Raw genomic sequence first — 13,934 nt, 5'->3', positions numbered from 1 at the left:
AACCGCGCCGCACCCGCGTTGTCCCGCTCCACCGTCCCGACCGCGACGACCCCGGAAACCCCGGCATCCTCAGCAGTTTCGGTCACCGACGCGACCAGCACCGGATGCGGCGAAACCTCCACAAAGGAATCAAACCCGTCCGCCAGCAACGCCCGAGCCGCACTCTCGAACTGCACCGTCTGCCGCAAATTCCGATACCAATAGCCGGCGCCCAGCTCCTCCCCGGACACCCACCCGCCGGTCACCGTCGACATCATCGGCACCCGACCGGCCCGCGGAGAGATCCCGCCGAGTTCGTCGGCCAGCACGGCCTCCAGCGGCTCGACCGCCGACGAATGCGCCACGAAGTCCGTCTCCGGAACACGCCAACGAAGCATCTTCCGCGACGCCAGCTCCCGCTCGAACTCCGCCAGCGCCTCCGGATCACCGGACACCACCGTCGCCGCAGGACCGTTCACCGCCGCCACCGACAACCGATCACCCCACCGCACCATCAGTTCAGCCACCGAACCGACCGGCGCGACCACCGACACCATCGACCCTTCCGCCGACAGCCCCGACAAGCCACGGGACCGCGCAGTCACCACTCGCGCCGCGTCGTCCAGCGACAACATCCCCGCCACCGTCGCCGCCGCAACCTCACCCTGCGAATGCCCCACCACAGCCTCAGGTTCGACGCCCGCGGCCTCCCACACGGCGGCCAGGGAGACCATCACCGCCCACAACAACGGCTGCACCACCGCCGCCGACCCCAACTCCGCAGCCTCGGTCAACACCACACGCGGCGACCAATCCACACAGGACACCAACGCCCGCTCGCACTCCACGAACCGCGCCGCGAACACCGGGCTCTCCGCCAGCAACGCACGGCCCATCCCCACCCACTGCGCACCCTGCCCACCGAACACAAACACCGCACGCGCACCAGAACGCGCCACCCCACGCACCGGCACACCCGACAGCAACGACTCCCGGTCGCCACCCACCGTCACGGACCGGTGCTCGAACACCGACCGCGTCGCCGCCAGCGACCAGCCCACGTCCGCCGGGTCCAGCTCCGGACGAGCCCCGACCCACGCCGCCAACCGGCCCCACTGCTCCGCCGCCCCGTCCGCCGAACGCGCCGACACCGGCCACGCCGTCGCCTCGCCCGCCACCACCGGGACGCGCTCGACCACCACCGGCAGCTCGTTCTCCGCAGCGTCCACATCGGACACCTCGGCGGACTCGGCAGCCTCGTGCCCGGCCGGAGCTTCCTCGAGAATGATGTGCGCGTTGGTCCCGCTCATCCCGAACGACGACACCCCCGCCCGCCGGACCCGCTCCCCCTGCTCCCACGGCACCGGCTCGGCCAGCAGCCGCACCTCGCCCGCCGACCAGTCCACATGCGGGGTCGGCTCGCCCACGTGCAGCGTCCGAGGCAACTGTCCGTTCCGCAGCGCCAGCACCATCTTGATCACCCCGGCCACCCCGGCCGCGGCCTGCGAGTGCCCGATGTTCGACTTCACCGAACCCAGCCAAAGCGGACGACCCTCCGGCCGCTCCCGGCCGTAGGTCGCCAGCAGCGCCTCCGCTTCGATCGGGTCGCCGAGCGTGGTCGCGGAGCCGTGCGCCTCCACCACGTCGACGTCGGAACCGGACAGCCGCGCGTTGGCCAGCGCGGCGCGGATCACCCGCTGCTGCGAAGGACCGTGGGGCGCGGTCAGCCCGTTCGACGCGCCGTCCTGGTTGATCGCGCTGCCCCGGATCACCGCGAGCACGGGGTGGCCGTTGCGCTGCGCGTCGGAAAGCCGTTCCACCGCCAGCACGCCGGCGCCCTCGGCCCAGCCCGAACCCTCCGCGTCCGCGCTGAACGATCGGCAGCGCCCGTCGGTCGACATGCCACGCTGGCGCGAGAAGCCGACGAACACGCCGGGCCCGGAGATGACGGTGACCCCGCCGACCAGCGCCAGCGAGCACTCGCCGGAGCGCAGCGCCAGCGTGGCCAGGTGCAGGGCCACCAGCGAGGAGGAGCACGCCGTGTCAAGCGTCACAGCCGGGCCTTCCAGCCCCATCGTGAACGCCACGCGTCCGGAAAGGACACTCGTCGACACCCCGGTGACGAGATGGCCTTCCGAACCGCCGGCCTCGGCCGCGGGGTTGGCGCCGTAGCCCTGGTTGTAGGCGCCGACGAACACGCCGGTCTTGGTGCCGCGCAGGGAATCCGCCGGAATGCCCGCCCGCTCGACGGTCTCCCAGGCCACCTCCAGGAAGAGCCGCTGCTGCGGGTCCATCATCAGCGCTTCGCGCGGGCTGATCCCGAAGAACTCGGCGTCGAACCCGGCCGCGTCGTAGACGAAGCCGCCGTGCCGGGCGTAGGAGGTGCCCGGATTGTCCGGGTCGGGGTCGTAGAGGTTCTCCAGATCCCAGCCCCGGTCCTGCGGGAACTCGCCGATGGCGTCGGCGCCCTCGGCGAGCAGCTGCCACAGCGCGTCGGGGCCATGCGCGCCGCCGGGGAACCGGCAGCCCATGCCCACGATCGCGATCGGCTCCTGTCCGCGCTGCTCGACGTCGGCGAGCTGGCGACGGGCCTGTCGCAGGTTGGCCGTCACGAGTTTGAGGTAGTCGCGGAGCTTGTCTTCGTTCGCCATCTGGTCCCAACCTCGCCTGACTACCGGGGTTCTGTCTCTTGCGCACTACAGCGCCGCGGCGGGGCGACCACGGCGGAATAACAGACGGATTCGCGGGCGCACCCCGAACGGGCGCCCGCACCGTGCGGCCCAGCGCATTTCAGTGACGCGTGTCGAAATCGGCTTCGGTGACCGGAGAGTCCCGCGAGGTTCACGCCGCCGGCCGAGACCCGCGCGTCGCCGTGACCCGACTGCGCCGCGCACCCGGAACCTCGAGAGCACCAGTCATGGCCTCAGCCTCGTCGTCGGCCCGGAAAAAGCGCAAGACCGCGAGAGTTGTTCAACTGCCCTTTCCGTGCGGCTGAACGACTTCCGGGCGCGCGGGCGGTTGAACGCCCGCCCCCGCGACCCCGGTTCTCCTAGTGTGCACAGCACGCCAGCCAATGCACGAGCCTGCCAATTCACCAGCCAGCCGGGGAGAGCCAAGGGCCATGGAAGTGTCACTGCTGAGTCATGTCATGGGGTCGATCTCGTCGGCCGCGATCGGCGCCGTCGCCCGCCTCGGCATCGCGGACGCGCTCGCCGACAGGCCGAAGACCGGCGCCGAGATCGCCGAAGCGATCGAAGCCGACCAGGTCTCGCTGGAATCGCTGATGCAGGCAGTCGCCGCGCTGGGGATCTTCACCGTCGACGAGGACCGCCGCTACGCCAACACCGCCGCCTCCGAGCAGCTGAAATCCGACCACCCGCAGTCCATCCGGCACCTGGCGTCGCTCATCTGCGGCCTCTACGGACAGGCGGCCGCGGGCGGGCTCGCGAAGGCGGTCAAGGACGGCACCGCGGTGATGCCCGCCGCGTTCGGGGTCTCGCTGTACGAGTACCTGGAGAACGACGCCGAGACCTCGCGGATCTTCGATCTCGCCATGCAGGACTGGTCCCGCCCGATCGGCGTGGTGCTGGCCGAGCACGTGCCCTTCGAGGACGTCCGCGTCGTGGTTGACGTCGGCGGCGGCAACGGCGCGCTGCTCAAGACGATCCTGGCAGCCCATCCGCACCTGCACGGCGTGTGCGTGGACCGGCCCGACACCTGCCGGCGCGCGGAAGCGGACCTCCGGGCCTCCGACGACGAAGACCTCAAGCAGCGCCTCACCTACCGCCCGGCGGACATCCTGAAGGAAATCCCCGAGGGCGGCGACCTCTACCTGATCAAGAACGTGCTGCACGACTGGAGCTCCGAGAGCAGCGTGCGGATCCTGTCGAACATCCGCACCGCGATGGCCGCCGGCGACAACCCGACGCTGCTGGTCATCGACCCGCTGGCCGAGCACGATTCCGGCGCGGCGTTTCGCAACGTGATCAAGATGGTGGTGGGCGAGACCCACGCCCGCGAACGCACCGAGGCCGACATCCGCCGCGAAGCCGCGGACGCGGGCCTGCACGTCGAGTCGATCACCCCGTGCCCGGCCGACCTCAGCGTCGCCACCTGCAAGCTGGCCGAGGCGCCGGCCACGGTCTGATCCGCACGTCGAGAACGCCACGGGCCGGGCGCCCGTGGCGTTCTTTCGCACCCCCGGAACGGAAACGCGCTGCCCCCTGAACCCGAACATTCGGACACCCCGCCTCCGGCCGCGATCCCGAAGCACACACCGAAAAAGCGGCTCCCCCGCCACACCGGCGGGGAAGCCGCGAAATCCTCTCTCGGGCCGGTGGCTCAGGCCACTCCGCTAGCCCTTGCGCGTCGAGCCAGTTCCTGGGCGAAGTCCTCCCAGATCCGGGAGTTGTCCCGGGACAGCTGAGTGACCATCTCGATGCAATGCGAGGGAACCGACGCCGCGATATCGGTCAACGCCTTCGCGCCCAGCACGTTGTCCCGGAACATCCGCAGCAGCCGACGGCCCAGTTCGCTCTGCCGCAACGACGGATCGCGCATCAGCACTTCCAGAGTGACCGCGGCCGGCACACCGGGTTCGGCAGGCTCCGGCGCGGGCGCGGCAGCCTTCGGGGCGGGCGTTTCGCCGGGGTCGCGACGATCCTGGCTCGGCACCGGACCCGAACCGCGCTCCAGGCGGCGGCGCACGTCGAGCGCGGTCGCGGGCGACACCCCGGCCGTCCTGGCCAGCTGGCGCAGCGACGCGTCCGGGTTCTCCCGCATCAGCTCGGCCACCCGCAGCCGGCCCTTCGCGCTGTTGAGCGGACGGACCTTGCCGTCCCGCCCGACCCGGAAATTCGACTGCGGCACCGAATCCGACGACCGCCGCAGCGCCGCGACGGCCTGCGCGCCGAGCCCGGTGGACTTCGCGATCGCCCGGTCGGACATGGTGGGATGAGTGCGGAGGATCCGCAGCGCGGCGGCGGAGCGGTCGGCTTGGGTCAACGGCAGACCGTGCTCGACGTTCGCCTCCACCGATTTGAGGAACGCGTCCTCCGGGCTGCCGTCGAAGAACTCGACGGCGATGGTGTGCTCGCCCTTGAGCGAGGCCGCCATCAGCCGGTGGATGCCGTCCACGACCCGCATCGTCGCGCGGTCCACCTGGATCGGAGGCAGCATCGTCTCCATCGCCGCCAGGCGCAGCACGTGCACCTTGTCCTCACCGTTGAGCCGAGGCGAATCGCCGGGAAGCAGGCGCACGATCGGCACCGCGTACACCCCCGGCCCGATCAGGTCGTAATCCTGCGGACCCGTTTCGGCAGAAGACACGTCGCTGTCTGCAAGCAACACTGTGCAAACCCCCATATGACGATGGAAAACCGGGGCGGACAGAGAATGGGAACGCTTTCCGTGACCGCGCCCACAGCGACCGCGCCGCAGCCGTCCGCCCCCAGACGCGGCCGCGCGAAAAACGGTCCCCATTATCGCGACAAACGTCGCCGGTCTTACAGGAAACATTCGCCGGAACACCCGACTTCATTGGCGGATGCCTCGCTTCCGACACTATTTCCGCGCCGATCCCCTAGCAACCCCTAGCCGATCACCCGGCACCCCTTACCGGGTCCGCCCCGCCCCTCGGATCGTCGGGGTGGGCAGTTGAACACCGGGCTGAACACCCGCGCGGCTGCGTATCTTTCGAGACGGGTGCGTGGAGCAGGTCGTGTCCGGGTGCCCGCCTACCGTTCACAATGCTTGGCAACGTTGAGAGGTGACGTTACGTGGGGCACAAGTTTTCCCTCGTCCTCAGCCGCGAGATCACCGAAGAAGAGTCGGTCACGCTGAAGGAGCTGGGGTTCGGCAACGCGACCTTCGGCACCGACTCGCTCCCGACCAACGCGGACATTCAGGTCACCAAGGTCGATTTCGACGAGAACGTTTCGCCGACGCTCGCCGAGGCGATCGAAGCGGCGCTCGCCGCGGTCAAGAAGGTCCCGGACCTGACCGTGCCCGGCCTGTCCGTGCCCGCCGTGCCGAGGCAGGCGTCGGAAGGCGATGTGATCGAAGGAGAGACCGTCGAGGCGGCCGCGGGCGCCGACAAGGCGTGAGGCGCGCACGAGAGCGCGGCGACCCGGCCGAGACCGGATCGCCGCGCTCTCGTGCGTTCAGTCCGGCAGCGCGTCCGCCGCTGTTCGGTCCAGTTGCGCCAGCAACGCGTCCGCCGCCAGCACCGCGCCGCGGCGTTCCCGCAGCTTGGCACTGATTTCGTCGAGGTTCGCGCGGATCCGCCCGTCGGCGGCGACCGCTTCCACGCTCTCCCGCAGCCGCGCCGCGGTCAGCTCCTCCGGCGCGAGGACCGTGCCGAAGCCCAGCTCCGCGGCGCGTTCGGCGTTGATCAACTGCTCAGCCTGCTGCGGCACCCCGACCAGCGGGACCCCGAAGAACAGCGCCTCCATCGTCGAGTTCATGCCGCAGTGCGAGACGAACGCCGAGGCCTCGCGCAGCACTTCGAGCTGCGGGAAATGCGGTCGCACGTCGATGTTGCCCGGCACCGGGCCCAGCTCCGCGAGGTCGACCTCCGCGCCCACCGACATCGCCACCTGCCATTCCGTGCCGCCGAAAGCGTCCAGGCAGCTGCGGTAAAATTCCAGGTTGTCGTTGAACAAAGTCCCGAGCGAGATGTACAGCAGCGGTTTCCCGTCGGGCTGCCAGTTCCCGGCGTCGGGTCGTTCGACGATCGTCGGCCCCGGGAAACGGAACCGGTCGTCGAAAGTCTCCCCCTTGATCTGGAATTCCCGGGGGATGAAAACGAGGTTGTGGTCGGCCGGATAGTCGAACATGTCGTAATCGGGGTCGACCCCGTTTTCCTCGGCGAAAGCGCGGACCTTGCGGCCCACCTCCTGCACGGCGCCGATGACCACCTCGACCGAGGCCGGGTCCGAAAGCGCTCCTTCGATGCCCATCACGGTGGCACGGAGCGAGAATTCCTTGTTGCTGGCGTGGGTGGGATGCATGGCGGCCAGCGGGACGCCGAGTTTCTGCGCGACCATCCGGCCGACCGGCGTCATCGCGTCGACGCAGAACAGCTCGGGCCGGTCCGCGGCGAAATGCTCCACCAGCCGGGGGAAGACCTCGACGACCGATTCGTAGAACTCCTCGAACCGCAGGCCGACGGTGCCGGCGTCGAGGAGTTTGCCGTCCCCGGGCGGCAGCGGCAGCCGGAACGGAGCCGGCACCGGCTCCGCACCCGCCGCGGCGACCTGGTCGAGCCGGGCCGGCGCGGTCGCGAAACTGACCCGGTGCCCGCGCGCGACCAGCTCGGACACCAGCGGCAGCGCGGGATTCACGTGGCCCTGCGCCGGGATGCTGACGAAAGCGATGTGCTTGCCCATGGGTGTGCCCCTCTGCGAGATTCCTAGAACAGCGGTGGGGACCGAATCAGGAAAAGCCGGGGACTCCGCTCACATGTACGGGACGCCCGCTTCGGCCTCGACCGCTTCGGCGAAACCCTTGCGGCGCGCGTAAATCCGGGTGGCGACCTCGATCACGATGTACACGCCGATGAACTGCAGACCGCTGATCAGCGGCACGCTGTCGATCGGCAGGGTGTAGGCCAGCAGCACCCGCACCCCGGCGTCGAGCACGAGCACCACGCCCCAGATCGCGGTGATGACCCGGATGACGTGCCGGTAGGTCGGCGATTTGGCCCATTTGAGGTCGGCGCGCTCGCGGGCCTCGTCGGACATCATCGACCGGGTGAGCTGGAAGATGAACGGCATCCGCAGCAGGCTGAGCAGGATCCAGCCGCCGATCACCACCGTCAGCAGGCCGTCCTTGGCCAGCAGCAGCCGCGGGCTCCCGGTGACGAAGGAGATGACGATGCTGAACAGCATGACGCTCAGCGAAAACAGCGCGGTGACGTCGATCTTGCGTTGTTTGACGACCGTGTACACCGCGCGGAGCAGGGCGGGCGCCATGCCGATGGCGAGCGCGACCCACTGGTTGAGCCCCGCGCCGCGCAGACCGTAGAACAGCGCCATCGGGGCCGCCACGTTGATGCCGAGGTTGAGCAGCATCTCGCGGCGGATGTTCTTGGACTCGTGCTCGCTCGAGACGGACTGCACCGTGCTCGTCTGGCTGGTGTTCACTGGAATTCCTTTCAGGGGAGGAAAATCAGCTGCCGATGGTCGGTTCGGGCGGAGGCGGGCAGCAGCGCGTCGGGCGTCCAGCCGCCGTCCGGCCGGTCCGCGCGGACGCGGTCGACCAGGACGAACCAGGCGGTCACCGCGACCGCGAGGTAGGCCGCCATGGTCAGCGCGAGCCGCAGTGGCTCAACGAGCGCCGCGGACGCCGAAGCCCCGCGCCCCCGGCGGTCGAGCGCGGCGGCGGTGTAGGCGACCGGCGGGCACACCGCCACCGCCCAGCGCAGCGCCCGCGCGTAGTCGGGATAGGTCTCCGGGCTGATCAGCACCGTGGCGCGGTCGGCGTAGTGCGTGGCCAGCAGGCGGGGGTCGCCGAGGTCCTCGAGCGTGGAGTACTCGGCCTCGCAGGTCGATTCGCCCAGTGCGATGCGTTCGTCGATTTCACTGGTGATCACGGCGCGCAGTTCCCGTTCGAGCTGCGGCCGCGCCCGACACGACACGTGCCGCAAAACGGCGGCCACGTACCGGTCGGTCAACGTCGCGATCATGCTGCCTCCTTTCGAGTGAACTGAGAGTGGTTGATCCTGTTCGCTGTGTAGGCGACTGAGGGCATGACGAAACCGGGCGCCGGAGACCCGTCGGGACCGGTGCCGCTGGCCCGCCGGACTGGCTAGCCGGCTCTGTTCAGGTAGGCGAGGACCGCCAGCACGCGGCGGTTGCTGCTGTCGTCGTCGGTGATGCCGAGCTTGCCGAACAGGGAGGTGGTGTACTTGCTGATCGCGCTGTCGCCGAGGAAGAGACGCTTGGCGATCGCCTGGTTGGACAGCCCTTCGGCCATCAGGCCGAGCACCGAGTGCTCGCGTTCGGTCAGTGCTTCCAGCCGGCGGTTCGAACTGCCGCTGGCGAGCAGTTTGCTGATCACCACCGGGTCCATCGCGGTGCCGCCGCCCGCCACGCGCTCCAGCGCGTCCATGAACTGGTCGGCGTCGAACACGCTTTCCTTCAGGAAGTACCCGACGCCGCCGGTGCCGTCGGCCAGCAGTTCGCGGGCGTAGAGCTGTTCGACGTGCTGGGAGAGGATCAGCACCGGCAGGCCCGGCATCTCGCTGCGGGCGGCCAGCGCCGCGCGCAGCCCCTCGTCGGACTGGGTCGGCGGCATCCGGACGTCGAGGATGGACACGTCCGGCTTCAGGGTCCGCAGGGCTTCCAGGGTCTCCGGGCCGGTGGAGGCCGTGCCGACCACCGTGTGGCCGTACGCCTCCAGCAGGCGGACCATTCCGTCCCTCAGCAGATACAGGTCCTCGGCAACGACTACTCGCACGGCACGCTCATCCTCACTCGGGTCGGACCGCCCACGGGGCTGGTGATCTTCAGGTCGCCATCGAACACCGCCAGGCGCCGCCGCAGTCCGGCGAGCCCCCCGCCGTTCTGTTCGTTCGCCCCGCCCTTGCCGTCGTCCTCCACTTCGATGGCGATGCTGGTGGAGTCCCGGGCGATCAGGACGGTCGCCTTCGTCGCGCTCGCGTGCTTGGCCGCGTTGGTCAGCAGCTCGGCGACGCCGAAGTACAGCGCGGACTCGATGGGCGCGTCCAGGCTCAGCTGCACATCCGTGCTGACTGTCGTTTCGAGCGGGCTGTCCAGCGCGAAGGCGCGCACCGCGTCGGTCAGTCCTCGTTCGTTCAGCACCGCGGGCCGGATGCCGCGGACGAGTTCGCGGAGCTCGGACAGCGAGGCGGCCGCACCGGCCCGCGCATCCCGCAGCAGCGCCCGCGCGGTTTCCGGGTCGTTCTCCATGAGTTTTTCCGCGGTGGCCAGCGAAAGCCCGAGCCCCACCAGCCTCGCCTGTGCGCCGTCGTGCAGGTCGCGCTCGATCCGGCTGATCTCCGCGGCCTGCGCGACCGTGGTGTCCGCGCGCTGGGCGGTCAGCTCGTCCACCCGGTCGGCCAGGATCATCGCGGGCGAGCCGCGCAGGAACCGGTCGGTCACGGGCGCGATGACCCGCCAGGCGTAGGGCGCGGCGCCCACCGCCGCGACCAGGCCGACCCCCGCGAGCAGGATGCTGACCAGGCCCGGGTCGAGGATCCCCCAGACCAGGCAGGCGACCCCGGCGAGCGGGACGGCCGCCGCGATCCCGACCATGAACGGCGCGATCCAGACGAATCGCAGATCGCGCCAGGTGGCGGGGTCGCTCCAGAGCATCCGCAGCCGCTGGTCCTTTTCGGCCTCGCGGCGGCTCTTCGCGTACGAAGACCCGTTCCACCAGTACCCGGTGGACATCTGCACCGCCGGCACCGGTTCCCGGTACCCGCCGGGCACGACCACGCCGGTCCAGCTCCGGCGGAAGAACCGGAAGGTCCGGCAGATCGGCCGGGCGAGCAGGAAGGTGGCCACCACCGCCCACAACGCGGGCGCGGTCGCCGCCCACGGGCTGCCCCACGCGATCATCAGCCACACCGCGGCGGCCCACACGGCCGGGACGACCATGCTGACCGCGGTCAGCGCCGCTGCCCGCCAGAACCCCGTCCCGGCGTCCGCCGCCCACTTCACCAGCCCTCGCATGGCCACGTCCTCTTCCCTTCGCGCCGGTCCCGTCGATCGGATCTGAGACAAGTCTGCACCGCGAGGTGACCCGTTGTCCGCACCGAGCCACCCGGAGTAGGGCTAGCCCCACCAGGCTGGGCGCACAAGCCCCGCCCCTTGCCCCACCCGAGTCCGACACAACCGCCGAATCGGACGTTTCCGACCTGCCGCGCCGCTCGTTCGGCCCAGTGATTCTGGCCGGTGCGCCGGGGGCTGCGGGCAACGGCCCCGGCTGGGCGGACGCTGTCGCCTCCGGAGCGAGAGAATGGGGCCACAGAAGCACGAGCAGAGCGGAGGCGCGCACGGGCACGGTGCCGGACAGTCTCCCGGACCGGTTCCGGCCGATCGTGACCAGCTGCTGGAGACGCGCGATCCCGCGCTGCCGGCGTCGTTGCCGGCGCAGGAGAAACCCACGCCCCGCCGCCCCGTCCCGCGCGAGAAGGGCTCGGCCCGCCCCTGCGCTGCCCCGCCGCCTCCCCGTGGTGAGCGTGTTCAACTGCCGCTCCCAGCCCAGTTCCGCCAAGCGACCGTCTCGACGGATGGGGACGCTGGCCGAGATCACGAAGTGAAGAGCTGACCGAAATCCGCCCAAACTGGAAAGCCTTGCCGACATCGATCCGGACAACTGTGGCTCGCTCTGTACGGCATCAACGAAGTGGCGGTCCACGATCGACTCACTACTTGTCGACACAGACGAGACCGTTAGCGAACGCTAGGAGCTCAAGTACACGCCGGACCCGCGACTGCTGGGCGGCCAAGCTCGGCATGCCCCTCGGACACACGCGTTGTCCACACGGGGAGAGGCGGTCACCACGACCGCCTCTTTTGTTGTCGTAGAGCACTTGCAGCCCGAGGTCCCGGTAGACCTGTGTGATGCGGTCCGGGTTCCGCGAGTTGAGTGCCGTTTCGACATCGCCCAGCGAGTCGAGCATGGCGTACACCTCCGCCGCGTCGATCGTGGCGGACTCAGGCAGGTTCTCCAGTTCCTCTCGTGCCGCCTGGCGCTCCGCCTGAGCAGGTTCATCGCATCGACGAGCGCCGCCGGGTCCACGCCCGCCTCGATCGCGGCCTGATGCCGCCGCAACCGTGCCTCTGCGGCCTTCGACCGCTTCTCACGGTTTCGCATCCCGTTCCGAGCCCACCCGGCTGAGCTCCGACCATCGCGGCCACGGTCTCGTCGCGGCGGTCCGGGTCGAAGACCTGGCACAGCCAGGTATTGAGCGGTGGAATCACGACGTCCTCGCGAAGGTTCACCGTCTTCGAATGATCGGCCAGCACCGGCGAGCCCGGCGCCATCGTCCGCGCGATGCACCGGTAGTGTCGCAGCGCACCAACCTTTCAACAGGTACGTGTGCTTGGCCGAGGGTGATCTTGTCAACTGCCGGACTCCGTCCTCCAATGCGGGAACCTGTCCGGTCACAGCCATCCAGAACGCCGCGAACCACCTCAGCCACTGGCGCCGCCGGGGCGGCGGAGTTGCGATCCGGCGTCACCGGAGTGGCGCTGGGAACCGCACAAGCGGTCACCGAAGCAAGGCCGTCCGTGGCCGGACAGTCCACTTCTTCGCGATCACGCCCGCTTCCTTCCTGGTCGAGCTCCGCGTCCTGCACCTTCCGAGCAGCAAACGGGAACCGCGAGGACGGCGTGACCGGCGATCAGCCCACCTTCGCGCATGAGGAGCGACCCTCTGAAGCTCGCGACCGCATCGGCGGTCGCGGGCTCCAGAGGGTCGGGAAGAGTCCGGATCAGGGACCCGCTGGACCGTGGATCATCGGACGGTGAGGGTGTACTCCGTGGTTCCGGACTTTCCGGTGCTGTCCGTCGCGGTGATGGTCACCTTGTGGGTACCGCGCTGGTACGGGCCCATGACCGTCATTCGCGAAGTGCCGCCGGCGTTGACGGTCTGCGGTGAGAACGTCGGCGGGTGGGACAGTCCGGCGCCGCTGAGCCGGATGGGACCCGTACCGCCGGTGACGGTGATCGTCGCGTTGGCGTAGCCACCGGGCGGGACGGTCCCGGTGCCGGGCGAGACGGACGGCCTCGGGCCGTCGCCGGTACCGCCGTCGCCGACCGTGAGCGTGAACTCGGCGGTCTTGGATCCGGAGGCGCCCTTGGCCGCGACGGTGACCTTGTAGATGCCCGCCGGGGTGCTCGCCGCGGTCTGCAGGGTCAGTTTGGCGACTTGCCCGGAGTCGACGGCCGACGAGGGCTGGAAGGTGGCGGTCGTTCCGGTGGGCAGCGCGGACGCGCTCAGCTCAAGCTTTTCCGGGCCCTGGTCGCCCGCCGTGGTGGTGACGCTGGTGGAGACGTGCTTGCCGGACTCGGCCTTGCCGGAGGAGGGTGACAACGCCATGCCGAACTTCCCGTCGCCGGGTTGGGTTCCGCCGATCTCGGCGCGGGCCCAGTCGCCCATCCCGTTGGTCAGGCGCGCCATGATGCTGTAGCGGTCGCAAGCGCTGGAGCCCCACGACGAGACACCGACGATCACACCGTCCACGATGAACGGACCGCCGCTGTCACCCGAGCAGTCGGCGGTGCGCCCGTCGTTGTAGCCCGTGCACACCATCAGATCACCGTTGACCCGGATGTCGAAGACCTGGCACCCCGCGGGGTCGTTGACCGGCATGGTGGTCTTGCGGAGCTCGCCGGAGCCGCCGCTCGCCGACGTCTTGCCGTAGCCGAGAGAAGTGCCGGACTTGCCCGGCTGCGTGAGCGCGCTGTCTCCCGAGCCCGCCACCTTGGCCCACTGGTTTTCCGGCACCGGGAGGTCGTCGACAGTGGTGACCACCGCGACGTCGTAACCCGTCCTCCAGCCGCCGGAACCGGTGTACTGGGGGTGGGCCTTGAACGAGGCGACGGCCGTGCGGAACATCTCGTCGCCAGGAGTGTTCAGGTCGTCGTCGCCGTAGAGGTAGCTCTTGGCGCCGGTGGTGTCGATCATGCAGTGTGCCGCGGTCAAGATCTTGCGCTTGCCGACCACGGAGGCGGTGCAGGACTGTCCCTGCGGGCCTCCGCCCCCGACACGCATGCCCGCGATGACGGACGGGTTTTCCTTGACCGTGGTGCGTTCCCCGTTGACGATCCGGGTTCCCGCGCCCGTCGTGCGGAGCTGATCGGTCGGGGTCGCCGCGATGCTGATCTCGTCCGCCGGCGAGGCGGCCGCCGTGCTCATGATGAGCGAGGGCGCCGTGGCCAGCGCGAGGGTGAGGGCTACGGCGAAGCGTGGTGTTCTCATCG

The 13,934-nt window shown here is 69.8% G+C and carries 10 protein-coding genes and 1 pseudogene; 2 read left to right on the top strand and 9 right to left on the bottom strand.

Translation table 11 applies throughout. The features are described from left to right. Nucleotides 1-26: 26 nt before the first annotated feature. A pseudogene (locus tag BKN51_RS43795) lies at nt 27-2,630 on the bottom strand (type I polyketide synthase); the annotation flags it as partial. 470 nt (nt 2,631-3,100) lie between these two features. Here BKN51_RS43795 and BKN51_RS09375 point away from each other — a divergent pair. Further along, nucleotides 3,101-4,126, top strand: a complete 1,026-nt coding sequence (locus BKN51_RS09375) for a methyltransferase (protein ID WP_158255809.1) — start codon at nt 3,101-3,103, stop codon at nt 4,124-4,126. Between the two features lie 194 nt (nt 4,127-4,320). On the opposite strand, the gene BKN51_RS09370 is transcribed toward BKN51_RS09375, so the two are convergent. After that, nucleotides 4,321-5,307, bottom strand: coding sequence for a transcriptional regulator (locus BKN51_RS09370; RefSeq protein WP_233224168.1), 987 nt, complete (start codon nt 5,305-5,307; stop codon nt 4,321-4,323). A 449-nt stretch (nt 5,308-5,756) separates the two neighbouring features. Here BKN51_RS09370 and BKN51_RS09365 point away from each other — a divergent pair, with 449 nt between their 5' ends. Then, nucleotides 5,757-6,083 (top strand): hypothetical protein, encoded by a 327-nt coding sequence (locus tag BKN51_RS09365; protein WP_101607278.1) that lies wholly within the window; start codon nt 5,757-5,759, stop codon nt 6,081-6,083. A gap of 57 nt (nt 6,084-6,140) precedes the next feature. Here the strand turns inward: BKN51_RS09365 and BKN51_RS09360 are convergent, their stop codons facing one another. The 7 genes from BKN51_RS09360 to BKN51_RS09325 all read right to left on the bottom strand — a co-directional run bounded on the left by BKN51_RS09360 (nt 6,141) and on the right by BKN51_RS09325 (nt 13,932). After that, nucleotides 6,141-7,367, bottom strand: a complete 1,227-nt coding sequence (locus BKN51_RS09360; protein ID WP_101607277.1) for a macrolide family glycosyltransferase — start codon at nt 7,365-7,367, stop codon at nt 6,141-6,143. A gap of 69 nt (nt 7,368-7,436) precedes the next feature. Further along, nucleotides 7,437-8,123 (bottom strand): VC0807 family protein, encoded by a 687-nt coding sequence (locus tag BKN51_RS09355; protein WP_101607276.1) that lies wholly within the window; start codon nt 8,121-8,123, stop codon nt 7,437-7,439. Between the two features lie 11 nt (nt 8,124-8,134). Then, nucleotides 8,135-8,665, bottom strand: a complete 531-nt coding sequence (locus tag BKN51_RS09350) for a hypothetical protein (RefSeq protein ID WP_101607275.1) — start codon at nt 8,663-8,665, stop codon at nt 8,135-8,137. Nucleotides 8,666-8,787: 122 nt separating this feature from the next. After that, nucleotides 8,788-9,438, bottom strand: a complete 651-nt coding sequence (locus BKN51_RS09345) for a response regulator transcription factor (RefSeq protein WP_101607274.1) — start codon at nt 9,436-9,438, stop codon at nt 8,788-8,790. Continuing rightward, complete coding sequence (locus BKN51_RS09340) at nt 9,429-10,676, bottom strand: sensor histidine kinase (RefSeq protein ID WP_101607273.1); 1,248 nt, start codon at nt 10,674-10,676, stop codon at nt 9,429-9,431. Before BKN51_RS09340 ends, BKN51_RS09345 begins: the two co-directional genes overlap by 10 nt. Nucleotides 10,677-11,374: 698 nt before the next feature. Further along, the gene (locus tag BKN51_RS43000; protein WP_146044410.1) at nt 11,375-11,629 is read right to left on the bottom strand and encodes a hypothetical protein; all 255 of its coding nucleotides are present in this window, start codon (nt 11,627-11,629) and stop codon (nt 11,375-11,377) included. A gap of 836 nt (nt 11,630-12,465) precedes the next feature. Continuing rightward, nucleotides 12,466-13,932: a trypsin-like serine protease gene (locus BKN51_RS09325; RefSeq protein WP_101607271.1), complete on the bottom strand. Its 1,467-nt coding sequence runs from the start codon at nt 13,930-13,932 to the stop codon at nt 12,466-12,468. Nucleotides 13,933-13,934 lie beyond the last annotated feature (2 nt).

It is taken from the genome of Amycolatopsis sp. BJA-103, from assembly GCF_002849735.1.
Taxonomy (GTDB): domain Bacteria; phylum Actinomycetota; class Actinomycetes; order Mycobacteriales; family Pseudonocardiaceae; genus Amycolatopsis.
The sequence above is the reverse complement of the archived record's forward strand: the minus strand, read 5'-3'. Positions and strand labels throughout refer to the sequence as shown.

Bases quoted from the DNA above. Each gene is read 5' to 3' on its own strand.
- BKN51_RS09375 (WP_158255809.1), top strand. From the start codon at position 3,101: ATGGAAGTGTCACTGCTGAGTCATGTCATGGGGTCGATCTCGTCGGCC.
- BKN51_RS09360 (WP_101607277.1), bottom strand. From the start codon at position 7,367: ATGGGCAAGCACATCGCTTTCGTCAGCATCCCGGCGCAGGGCCACGTG.
- BKN51_RS09350 (WP_101607275.1), bottom strand. From the start codon at position 8,665: ATGATCGCGACGTTGACCGACCGGTACGTGGCCGCCGTTTTGCGGCAC.
- BKN51_RS09340 (WP_101607273.1), bottom strand. From the start codon at position 10,676: ATGCGAGGGCTGGTGAAGTGGGCGGCGGACGCCGGGACGGGGTTCTGG.
- BKN51_RS43000 (WP_146044410.1), bottom strand. From the start codon at position 11,629: ATGCTCGACTCGCTGGGCGATGTCGAAACGGCACTCAACTCGCGGAAC.
- BKN51_RS09325 (WP_101607271.1), bottom strand. From the start codon at position 13,932: ATGAGAACACCACGCTTCGCCGTAGCCCTCACCCTCGCGCTGGCCACG.